This window comes from Pontibacter anaerobius, from assembly GCF_026241195.1.
GTDB classification, from domain to species: Bacteria; Bacteroidota; Bacteroidia; order Cytophagales; family Hymenobacteraceae; genus Pontibacter; species Pontibacter anaerobius.
In genome coordinates, this window is record NZ_JAPFQO010000002.1 from 522049 (window position 1) to 533490 (window position 11442).

At 47.7% G+C, this 11442-nt stretch carries 11 protein-coding genes; 5 read left to right on the forward strand and 6 right to left on the reverse strand.

The window, feature by feature from the left end:
• The first annotated feature begins 71 nt into the window (after positions 1-71).
• Complete coding sequence (locus tag OO017_RS05575; protein WP_266051464.1) at positions 72-1253, forward strand: acyltransferase family protein; 1182 nt, start codon at positions 72-74, stop codon at positions 1251-1253.
• A gap of 25 nt (positions 1254-1278) precedes the next feature.
• Here OO017_RS05575 and OO017_RS05580 read toward each other — a convergent pair whose 3' ends face one another.
• Entirely contained in the window at positions 1279-2376 is a 1098-nt protein-coding gene (locus OO017_RS05580; RefSeq protein WP_266051465.1) for an AI-2E family transporter, read from the reverse strand.
• 127 nt (positions 2377-2503) lie between these two features.
• Between OO017_RS05580 and dbpA the strand changes: the two genes are divergently transcribed.
• On the forward strand, positions 2504-3880 hold the full coding sequence (gene dbpA / locus OO017_RS05585) for an ATP-dependent RNA helicase DbpA (RefSeq protein ID WP_266051466.1): 1377 nt from the start codon (positions 2504-2506) through the stop codon (positions 3878-3880).
• 478 nt (positions 3881-4358) lie between these two features.
• Positions 4359-5690 carry a DNA recombination protein RmuC gene (locus OO017_RS05590; RefSeq protein WP_266051467.1) on the forward strand — a complete coding sequence of 444 codons (1332 nt, stop codon included), beginning with the start codon at positions 4359-4361 and terminating at the stop codon, positions 5688-5690.
• 105 nt (positions 5691-5795) lie between these two features.
• Here the strand turns inward: OO017_RS05590 and OO017_RS05595 are convergent, their stop codons facing one another.
• A complete protein-coding gene (locus OO017_RS05595) occupies positions 5796-6692 on the reverse strand; it encodes a hypothetical protein (RefSeq protein WP_266051469.1) in 897 nt (298 codons plus the stop codon).
• Between the two features lie 388 nt (positions 6693-7080).
• Between OO017_RS05595 and OO017_RS05600 the strand changes: the two genes are divergently transcribed.
• Both OO017_RS05600 and OO017_RS05605 read left to right on the forward strand, forming a co-directional pair.
• Complete coding sequence (locus tag OO017_RS05600) at positions 7081-7413, forward strand: gluzincin family metallopeptidase (RefSeq protein WP_266051470.1); 333 nt, start codon at positions 7081-7083, stop codon at positions 7411-7413.
• The gene (locus OO017_RS05605) at positions 7389-8909 is read left to right on the forward strand and encodes a M2 family metallopeptidase (RefSeq protein ID WP_266051471.1); all 1521 of its coding nucleotides are present in this window, start codon (positions 7389-7391) and stop codon (positions 8907-8909) included. Before OO017_RS05600 ends, OO017_RS05605 begins: the two co-directional genes overlap by 25 nt.
• 178 nt (positions 8910-9087) lie before the next feature.
• On the opposite strand, the gene OO017_RS05610 is transcribed toward OO017_RS05605, so the two are convergent.
• The 4 genes from OO017_RS05610 to OO017_RS05625 form a co-directional block, all read right to left on the reverse strand.
• The gene (locus OO017_RS05610; RefSeq protein WP_266051472.1) at positions 9088-9342 is read right to left on the reverse strand and encodes an SDR family NAD(P)-dependent oxidoreductase; all 255 of its coding nucleotides are present in this window, start codon (positions 9340-9342) and stop codon (positions 9088-9090) included.
• A gap of 199 nt (positions 9343-9541) precedes the next feature.
• Complete coding sequence (locus OO017_RS05615) at positions 9542-10273, reverse strand: SDR family oxidoreductase (protein WP_266051473.1); 732 nt, start codon at positions 10271-10273, stop codon at positions 9542-9544.
• Between the two features lie 24 nt (positions 10274-10297).
• On the reverse strand, positions 10298-10429 hold the full coding sequence (locus tag OO017_RS05620; RefSeq protein ID WP_266051474.1) for a helix-turn-helix domain-containing protein: 132 nt from the start codon (positions 10427-10429) through the stop codon (positions 10298-10300).
• Complete coding sequence (locus OO017_RS05625; RefSeq protein WP_266051475.1) at positions 10398-11201, reverse strand: AraC family transcriptional regulator; 804 nt, start codon at positions 11199-11201, stop codon at positions 10398-10400. The genes OO017_RS05620 and OO017_RS05625 overlap by 32 nt, the downstream gene beginning before the upstream one ends.
• Positions 11202-11442: the final 241 nt, after the last annotated feature.

The following is an 11442-nucleotide window of genomic DNA, read 5'->3' on the forward strand; positions in this document are numbered from 1 at the left end:
CACCTCGCACTTACCGGCACATGCTTCGTTCCCGATCTTCTTTGGCGATGTTTGTATCAAAACAAAACGCTATGGAAAATCAAATCAAAATCAGACGTTACGAGTTCGACTGGCTGCGGGTGCTGGCCTTTTCGCTGCTCATTTTTTACCACACCGGCATGTACTTCGTGAGTTGGGACTGGCACATAAAAAACCCACAGATCAGCGAGACACTGGAAATACCGATGCTTTTTATGAGCCAGTGGCGCATGTCGCTTATCTTTCTGGTGTCGGGCGTAGGCGTATACTTTGCCATGGGTTACCGCAGTGCCGGCAGCTTCGCTAAAGACCGGTTAAAGCGCATCCTGATGCCCCTGGTAATTGGAATGCTGCTGGTGGTACCGCCGCAGGTATACTTTGAGCGGGTAGCGCAAGGCACGGCAACAGATTACCTCAGCTTCTACCCTTCTGTTTTTAATTTTAAGCCATACCCGGAGGGTAACTTCAGCTGGCACCACCTGTGGTACCTGGCCTATATTCTCTGCTATAGCCTGCTGCTGCTACCGTTGCTTACCTACATCCGTAGGGCTAGTATAAAGCATGAACGTCTAAAGGGCTGGATGCTGTTGGTGATGCCGGCGCTGTGGCTTAGCCTGGGTGGCGTGCTCCTGAACGAGCGTTTTCCGGCTACCAACGCGCTTATAGACGACTGGGGCAATCACTTCCTCTACGTCTCAGTTTTCCTGATTGGATTTATATTGATGAAGCTACCTGTGTTACAGGACAAGATTAGAAGCATACGCTGGTACAGTCTGGCCGCAGCTATGGTAACACTGAGCCTGGTACTTTTGGCATACTGGTTTAGAGACAGGGACTTTACAGTTCTTCAACTGAACAGCTACTATATAGTAAAACAGAGCAACCGCTGGTTTTGGCTGATGTCCATAGTTGGCTTTGCCATGCAACACCTCAACCTGAAAAGCAAATACCTGGCGCAGGCCAACGAAATGGTGTATCCCTTCTACATTCTGCACCAGACTATCATTGTGGCACTGGGATTCTACTTGCGCACGTATGACTGGAGCATCAGCCTGAAGTTTACCATCATCAGCCTGGGCACTTTTATACTTTGCTTTATAATCATCCGGTACCTCATCATGCAGGTAAACTGGCTGCGGGTACCCTTCGGGCTCAAACCGGTTCAGAAGGCAAGCAATAAGAATACGGGCGCCACAGTAGAGGTAAAAATTGCGGTAGCAGGAAACAAAGTATAGCTTCAAATTTTGCAGGCAAGTTTCTCTATTTCTTAAATACCCGCTTTATCTTCTCAATCGTCAGCGCGTGCTCCTCTGTTCCTTCGGTACCCAGCATATAGGACCAGGCAGCCAGGTTGTGGTTATGATCGCAGTACACTTTGAAAATACCCATGTACGGCACCGCCAGGAACATGCCGGGTAAGCCCCAGATCATGCCACCAACAATAATGCTGAGAATGGTAAAAAGCGGGTTTATGTTAACTTTACTTCCGGTGATGTTGGGCGTGAGGATGTTATTCTCGGTGAACTGCACCAGCAGGAAAAAGAAAAGCACCAGCAACGCCTTATGCGGGTCTCCCTGCACAAGCAACGTGTACAGCAGCGGAACCGCACCACCGATCAATGTACCAAAGTATGGAATGAAGTTGATAAAGGCCGAGATGATACCCAGCAGCAGCCAATAGTCTACGCCTATCAGAAAAAGCCCAGTGGAGTTGATCACGCAAAGTATAAGTATAACAATCACCACGCCCGCCATGTAATGCTTTGTCACGTTCGAAACCTCCCGGATGATCTGCTTTACCCTCGGGTGGTTAAAAGAGGACACCTGGCGGTATACAAACCGCTCGAACTTGTTACGGTAGTACAGGAAAAGAAAGATGTAAACAGGCATCAAACCAATTTTAGCCAGCGTGCCGGTCGTAGCCATCAGGATGTCGCTCAGGAAATTACCGCTCAGTTCCAGCGCATTTTTTACCTGTACTTGCAGCCAGTGCTCGTTATCCGGGTTCGTCTCCCCAAAACGCTTGTCGATGCTCTGCTGCACGCGGTCCAGATTCTCCATGGCTTTGTCCTGCAGGGTCGGGAAATCCCCCAGAAACACGATCAGCTGTTTGTAGAGCAAGATCAGCGCACCAACAAACAGAGCCATGGCAGCCACTACCGTGATAAAATTAGCCAGCAGGCGGGGCAGTCCTTTCATCTCCAGCCACTTCTCTATAGGGTACAACAGGTAAGCGAAAAGCACCGCCATAAAAATGGGGTACAGAAACTCGCGCGCTACCACCAGTACGTACATCAGCAGTATGCCAAACAGAAGTATAAAAGTATAACGCTGAAGCCAGCCGTCTTCTCTCCTCATACCCTTTACTACTACTGTTGCGGCTCTTTTTGTTTTAAAGATTGGTTTGAGTTTGAGCGCCTGTAAGCGTTGGTGCAGGTGTAGAAGTATAATTGACGTACCTTTGCGGCTTACGTACAAACCTACCATGGCTACATTTGAGCAACTGAAACTTAACGCCGCCCTGCTGCAGGGGCTGGAGGCACTCCAATACACGACCCCCACACCCATACAGGAGCAGGCCATACCTTTGCTGTTGCAGGGGCACGACGTGGCAGGCCAGGCCGAGACGGGAAGCGGAAAGACGGCGGCCTTCGGTTTGCCGCTGCTGCAAAGTATAAACCCGGAGCTGCAGCAGGTACAGGCATTGGTGGTGGTACCTACCCGTGAGTTGGCCGTACAGGTACGCCAGGAACTGAAGCAGTACGCCCGCTTTATCCCCAACCTTAAGATCAGCGCCTTCTACGGGGGCCACTCCTTCCGGATCGAGGAAACATCGCTGGAGCATCCGCCGCAGGTACTGGTGGGTACACCGGGCCGCCTGACCGATCATCTCAGCCGTAGAACCTTACATTTAAGCAAGACCACGAAAGTAGTTTTGGATGAGGCGGATAAACTGCTGGAGATGGGATTTGAGGAGGAGCTGGACAGGTTGATGGGCGCATTACCGCGCAAGCGCCAGACCATACTTTTCTCGGCCACCATGGAAGAAAACGTAAAACAACTGATAGCAGACTCGCTGCAGGACCCGAAATTTATACAGGCTACCTCCACCTCCGTGCCGGACAGTATCCAATACTTTGGCCTGAAGGTGCAGGACCCGCAAAAGCCGGAAGCATTGGTGCAGTTGCTGCAAAGTATAAACCCAGCCGGAACCGTCGTGTTCGTGAATGCGCGCCTCACCACCGAAGAAGTGGCCAAAATGCTGCAGGAGCATGGCTTCTCGGCTAAGGCCCTGCACGGTAAAATGGAGCAGCGCGAGCGCGACAAAACTATGACCCTTTTCCGAAACGGAACTACCTCCATACTGGTCGCCACCGACCTGGCAGCCCGCGGCCTCGATATTGACCTGCTCCGGCAGATTATCCATTATGAGTTGCCACAGCACGAAGATGCCTTCCTGCACCGCAGCGGCCGGACCGGCAGGGCCGGAAAATCTGGGGCTGTATATTCGCTGCTGAATGCACGAGAGGTGCAAAAGCTGGAGCAATGGCCTGAGGTACAGGTGAATGAATGGCTGGAGCTGCAGCAATTACCCAAGGCTAACCCCTCTGCTCCTGCCGAAACCCCTACCCTCATCACTTTGCACATCAGCGGTGGTCGCAAAGACAAACTAAGTCCGCGCGACATTGTAGGCGCTCTTATTGCAGAAGTTGGCCTGAAAGCAGCGGAGATTGGCAAGATAGAGATACAAGACCACCACAGCTTTGTCGCCATTCCGGATGCTACCGCCAAACGTGCCGTCCAGAAGCTGAATGACGCCAGGATAAAAGGTAAAAAGTATAAAGTGAGCTTTGTAAGGTAGAGCCTAGGAGCCGTATTTAAGTATAACCCCGCCTGTCTGAGACAGGGCCGTTAAGTTCTAGGTAAAACTATCCCCTTAAGGGGATTATAGGGGTGTTAAGCCAGTAGCTAAAGGCCTATCCCAAATGCAGACACCCCTTATGAGCTATGCTCGCAAGCTTCGAGCTTCTGCTCTCACTTGTCCTCAAGGGGAGAATTTAGATAGCGCTATGTTTAAATGTAATGCCAATAACTTACGTTAAGTTCTCTTTTTTGTCATCCTGTAAGTATCTTGGTGGCTTTTAGCATAGGCTTAAACTCCCTGCTACCAAGTTTCTTAACAGAATGACAGTAAATTTTTAACACGTTTTTTAGAACTTAAAGTCCTATACCCTCCCTGAGGTGGAGTAATCTTTACCTTCTGTCTATCTAATACCACAAACGCTAATTTCATTAGCAAAACCATTTGCAGCCATACTAAAAAACTTTACCTTTACCCTATGGAGATCATCGTAGGTATAGCAGCATTTCTGGGAGGGCTCGTTGTGGCCTACCTGTCGCTGAAAGGTAAATTGAACGCTTTGCAGCATACGGCCAACCAGGCAGCCGTTACGCAGGGCGTGCTGGAGGGACAGGCCAAGCAGAAAGCACAGGAACTGGACCAGCTAAAGGCCCAGCTCCGCGAGGCACAGTCCGAGACGCTGGACCTGACCAACGCACTCACCAAAACCGAAACCGATTACGAGCATCTGAAAGCCCGCCTGCAGGAACAGAACCGCGAACTGGAGCAGCTCCGCGAGAAATTCCTGCAACAGTTTCAGAGCATTTCCAACCAGGTGCTCATGACCAATGCCGAACACTTTAACAAAGCCTCTTCGGAGAACCTGGAGCGCATACTTTCTCCACTGAAGGAGCGTATCAAGGAGTTTGAAGTAAAGGTAGAACAGACTTACGAGAAAACGCTAAAGGACAGCATCTCCCTCAAAGAGCAAATCACACAGCTAGCCTCCCTGAACCAACAGATGAGCCAGGACGCTGTGAACCTGACCAAAGCCCTGAAAGGCGAGAGCAAGACCCAGGGCAACTGGGGTGAGTACCTGCTGGAGAGCCTGCTGGAGAAATCCGGGCTACGCAAAGGTGTGCATTATGAGCGCGAGGAAGTACGGCAAAATGAGGAAAAGCAAGTATACCGCCCTGACGTCATCGTGCGTTTACCAGAGGGAAAGCACCTGATCATCGACTCAAAAATGTCCTTAGTGGCTTACGAGGCTTTCTGCAGCTGCGAGGACGAGCACCAGCAAGAAGTATACCTGCGGGGTCACATCAATTCGGTCCGTACACATTTCTCTGACCTCGGCCGAAAGAGCTACCACCGCCTTAACGGTATCAACTCCCCGGACTTTGTGCTGATGTACATTCCTATAGAGCCTGCCTTTAACCTGGCCGTGCAACATGACCACGACCTGTTCACTGATGCCTTCGATAAGAACATCGTGCTGGTAACCACTTCCACCCTTCTGGCCACTTTACGTACAGTGGCAGGCGTGTGGCGACAGGAAGACCAAAAACGTAATGTCCTCAGAATAGCGGAAGAAAGTGGCAAACTTTACGATAAATTTGTGGGTTTTGTAGATGACCTGAAAGCCATCGGCAAGCACCTTGAAAGTAGCCAGAACTCCTACAACTCCGCCATGAACAAGCTAACCGAAGGCCGTGGTAACCTCATCCGCCGTGTGGAGATACTACGCGAACTGGGGGCGAAAACCAGCAAAACACTGGATGACAACCTGCTGCAGGAGGCGCAGCTGACGGAGGAAACGGAGCGGGAATAAAACATACTTACTACTATTTCAACGAATCGGCTATACATAAAGAAGAGGTACTTTTACGGCACCTCTTCTTTATTGTAAGCATCAGGTTAATCACCTGACCAAATGTTAATTACAATCGCCCACTGCAACTACTTGTGTAACCTCAAAAGGTGTTGCAGCCATACCCGCGTTACCTTTCACCGTACCAGATACAGTTATTGTATAAACACCTGCCGGTAAACTATAGCTCAGTTGATCAAGCTTTGCAACAGCTGCATTGCCACAGGCGGCTGTACTACCAAAGGCATTATTAGCTAGTATTTCACCCATTGTCATATCAGTCAACAAACTGCCGGTTGCGCGGCCAAAAATGCCTGCATTAGCTGTGTAGAACATGTCAGCCAGGCAGTTGTTGGTCTCATTGCCCACGTTAACATTAAATGCCGGGTCTAGCACATCGTCCTGTCCTGTCACTGTCACTTTCAGGTCGCTTATCCGTGCAATGCCGGCTTCATCAAGGAGAGTAAAAGAGTACTTGGCCTTGCCCTTGTTAATGACTACCGATTGTGCCGCAATCATAACATCCAAAGTTACATCAGAGGTAGAGGAGCCACCTCCCAGTGGGTACACTAAGTACCAGGCAGTTTTAGGAGCCACCGGGTCGGTGGATATGGGGTACACCCACGTTTGCCCAACCCTAACGGCTTCCAGCGTACCTCCATTAAAGAATATACACTTCTGCCTTTGTACGGCAGTGTTTCTGTTCTGCGGAGTACCACCTGTAAAATAGGCAGCCGCCGCAGTATTGTCAAAATACCAGGTGCCTTCCCCATCAATAGCGGGTGCGTCTACTTGGATGTCTACCATGATAGACTGCGCTGTTTCAGCCGCAGCATTAGCCTCACTCAAGGAACTACCATTCAGGTTGGCGCTATCTAGCTCTTTCTCGCAGCTGCTCAGCATCATGGCAGCAACAAACACGGTGGTCGTAAGGCCTGATCGGAAAATTTTGAACTTTGTCATATAGTTGTTTTTTGAAGTGTGAAAATTCAGGCAATAGGTATCCGTCTGCAGGAAAAACCTGCACTAAATCAAACTGTGCTTGTAAAATAATGGATAAGGGAATCTACTGTTATTGCAGCATCACGAGATCAACACCGTTTTGTTTGGCTGTTTTTATGACCCAAGCAGCCAAAACTAAAGCTAATACGCTTATAGCTTTATATAGTTATATATAATTGCAAAACATTTTCTTTTTTTGTAAAGCCTGTTTTCCTCATAGACCTAGAAAGCAGATCTGAAAAGCTTGCGTGTCACATGCTGTACCTGTACACATCTCGGGCTAACTGCAATGGCCTTGCTTCTACTGCAGTAGCTTCTTATATTAGTAGGATAACCACACACTTAACCCATGAAAAAACTAATCTTTACCGGCCTCACCGCTGCCATACTTTTCTCCTCCTGCTCCAGCCAGAAAACAGAAACGGCTGGCACAGAACAAACCGTTGAAATGACTGAAATGCAGCAGGAAGCGCAAGCCTTTCTGGATACATATTCTAAAACCTACCAGGAGCTGTATACTAGATCCGCTGAGGCAGAATGGGCTTCTAACACGAAGATTGTAGAAGGAGACACGACCAATGCCGCAGCCACCCGCCGTGCTAACGAGGCCTTTGCCGCCTTTACCGGTAGCGCTGAAAACATAGAGACCGCAAAGGCATGCTGGATAAGAAAGACCAGCTGACGCCGCTGCAGGTAAAACAGTTTGAGGCCATACTTTATGCAGGTGCCAATAACCCACAGATCATTCCGGATGTGGTGAAAGCACGCATTAAAGCGGAGACCGAGCAGACGGAGAAACTTTACGGCTTCGACTACCGCATCTATGAAAAATCGGTTAGCACCAATGATATCGATAACATCCTGAAAAACGAGACGGATGTAAAGAAACGCTTGGATGCCTGGAATGCCAGCAAAGCCGTTGGCCCGGGCCTGAAGAATGGCCTCCTTAACCTGCGAGACCTGCGCAACAAAACCGTGCAGAGCCTCGGCTACGATGATTACTTCACGTACCAGGCCTCAGATTATGGTATGTCGCGCGATGGAATGATGCAGCTGATGCAGCAGATAAACAAGGAACTGAGCCCACTCTACCGCGAACTGCATACCTACGCGCGCTACGAACTTGCCAAAAAGTATGGTGTAAAAGAAGTGCCGGACTACCTCCCCGCCCACTGGGTGCCTAACCGTTGGGGCCAGGACTGGAGCACCATGGTTGAGGTAGAAGGCGTTGACCTGGACGCTGCCCTGAAGCCTAAAGGAGCTGAGTGGCTGGTGAAGCAGGGAGAGCGTTTCTACACCAGCCTGGGCTTCCCGAACTTGCCACAGACATTCTACACCAAGTCGAGCCTGTACCCGCTGCCGCCGAACGCCAACTATAAGAAAAACAACCACGCCTCTGCCTGGCACATGGACTTGGATAAGGACGTGCGCAGCCTGATGAGCGTGGAGCCGAACTCCGAGTGGTACGAGACAACGCATCATGAGCTAGGCCATATCTATTACTACATGACCTACACCAACCCAGACGTGCCGGTACTGCTGCGTGGAGGAGCCAACCGTGCCTACCACGAGGCTATCGGCTCGCTGATGGGCCTGGCTGCCATGCAGAAACCTTTCCTGGCGAAACTGAACCTGATAGATAAGAACACACAGACCGATGAAGTGCAGACCTTGCTGAAGGAGGCGCTGAATTACGTAGTGTTTATTCCTTTCTCATCGGGGGTGATGAGCGAGTGGGAGCATGATTTCTACGCCAAGAACCTGCCAGCCGACCAGCTGAACAAGCGCTGGTGGGAACTGAAGAAGCAGTACCAGGGCATCGTGCCGCCGGCAGACAGAGGAGAGAACTACCTGGACGCTGCAACCAAGACACACATTAACGATGATGCAGCCCAGTACTATGATTATGCCATGAGCTTCGTGATCCTATTCCAGTTGCATGACCACATCGCCAAGAACATCCTGAAGCAGGATCCTCATGCCACCAACTACTATGGCAGCAAAGAGGTGGGCAACTTCCTCCGCGAAATCATGTACCCTGGCGCGTCAGCTGACTGGCGACAGATGTTGAAGGACAAAACCGGTGAAGAGCTTAGCGCCCGCGCCATGGTTGACTATTTCCAGCCGCTCATGGTTTATCTGAAGGAACAGAACAAAGGCCGCAAGTATACTTTGTAGTTTGCTTCAGATACAGAATTGGGAATTTTATAGCCAGTAAGTATACTTCCAAAAGTATAAAAGCCGCAGCAGGTTCTCCTGTTGCGGCTTTTTGATTTTTTAAACTTGTGGTTAGGTTTATAACGGTCTCGTACAGGCAACGGGTGAGGCATTAGCCGAACATGATGCCTGTGCTGAGTTATATGATTTTATTTTCTAAGGTCTTTTCGACTAATACTTCGACATCTTTACGCTTCGTTATATCAGTTGCATAAGCTGCCGCCTGTCCACCTTCTGCAATGATTTCCGTAACCAGTTGATCTAATTTTTCTTTTCTTCTTGCAGCAAGGCTTAATATCGCTCCCTCTTTTGCTAATAATTTGGCAGTTGCGTAGCCTATTCCATTACTCGCTCCAGTAATAATGACTACTTTTCCTGAGATATTATTGCTCATCTTTTTTAAATTTTGTTTAAGCAAAATTGCGCGATTTTTAAACGATTAGAGTATCCATAACAAGGAAAAGAGTATCCAAAATGAGATAATAATAGATTGTGCTATAAATAAAAATAACAAGAGATAGCTGTATTAAAACTTCATTTCTTGTTATTGAAAATTGATTATTTATTTAAGTTCCTGTCTTGTGACACTCCGATTAAGCTTCACCAAGTGGTCGCACTACAATATCGTTGACATTCACCGTGGCTGGTTGACTAATGGCATAGATCACCGCATCTGCAATTGCTTCCCCTTCTAAGGCAGGGGTGTTTGCAAGATTGTCTTTGAAGGCTTCTTTTATTTTTTCGCTGGTAATGGTATTCATCAGTTCAGACTCTGTTCTTCCCGGATAAATAGTTGTTACCCGAATGTCTTTAACCACTTCTTGCCTTAATGAATCCATAATAGCTTTTACGGCATGCTTAGTTCCGCAGTATACACTAGCTCCAGCTACTGTTTGCAGACCTCCTGTTGATGAAGTAGTAAGGATGTGACCTGACTTGCGCTCCAACATGTGAGGAAGTACTGCGTTGATACCATATAAAACGCCTTTGATGTTGATGTCGATAGTAGCATCCCATTCTTCAACCTGTCCTTCTTCTAAAAAAGAAATAGGCATTATACCTGCATTATTCCACTGTACATCTACACGTCCAAATTTTTCAATAGTCTTCGCAACTAACTGATCAAGGTCGGCTTTTTTAGATACGTCTGTGACTACATACATTGCGTTGCCTTCAAGCTCTGACGTTAGACTTTTTAACCTATCTTCTCTGCGAGCCGATAGTACCACTTTTGCTCCAAGACTTGCTAGTTTTTTTGCAGCTGCCGCACCTATTCCGCTACTTGCACCTGTAATTATTATTACTTTATCTTTAATGTTTTCCATGATTTTAATCTTCAACTAGATTCTTTAATTCAACATCCTGTATTGACTTGGAGAAGTACCCGTCTTGCTTTTAAATAATTTTGAAAAGTGTGATGGATATTCAAATCCCAAATCATAAGCCACTTCACTTACAGACTTGGAAGTGCCTAAAAGCATTGTTTTGGCTTTGTCCACAAGCGCAATGTGAATGTGTTCCTGAGAGTTTTTTCTCGGTTTGATTTTTTAACACATCCGTGAGGTAGGTGGGTGAAAGGTTCAGTTGGTCCGCAAAGTAAGTGACACTCGGCAAACCACTTTCAATTAGGCATTTTTCGTTGATGTATTCTCTTAGAAGACTTTCAAATCGTTCAATTATACCTGAGTTGACCTTTTTTCTGGTAATAAACTGTCTTTGATAAAATCGCTTGCTGTAGTTCAACATCAGTTGAATAGAATCAACAATCAATTCCTGTGTGTGAGGGTCGGTATTCTGACGATACTCTCTTTGGATATTTTGAACACAGGTTTTAAGGATTTCATTTTCCTCGTCAGAAATATGTAAGGCCTCATTGGCTTCATAATGAAAAAAGGAATACTCCTTAATTCTCTTGGCCAAATCAGTTCCGTACAACAAATCGGGATGAAAATACAAAGCCCATCCCTCTGTTATTTTCAGATCAGGACTGGATGACATGACCTGACCCGGTGTGGTAAATATCAAAGAGCCTTCTTGAAAGTCATAGGTACTGCGGCCATATTTTAATGTGCCTTCAAAACTCTTACTCACGATCGCATAAAAGTCCATGGCAAAGAATACCTCTTCTGTTTGAGTTTCTGTATTTACCTGAGTGAGGTCAACAAAACTAACAAGGGGGTGCTTAGGTTTTTCATAGCCTAGCATTGCATGCAATTCGCTAATGTTCTTTATGCTTTTAACTATTGTCATCATCAATAAAGTTTAATCTAAGCACCCCTTGTTTAATCTGTATTTTAACCTTGCGCTTCTTCAGTTACAGAACGCCATTCTTTCCAGGTATTTATTCTTCCCTGGTAGGTTGACTCCATAAATTCAATCGAGTAGACGGCCCCGCCACCGTTAGGTAGCGGGGAGCGCCTCTCACACCACTGTACAAGCGGGTCTCGCATACAGCGGTTCGTTAAGTTGTGGAGCTACTTCCCTGTAGTAGTCG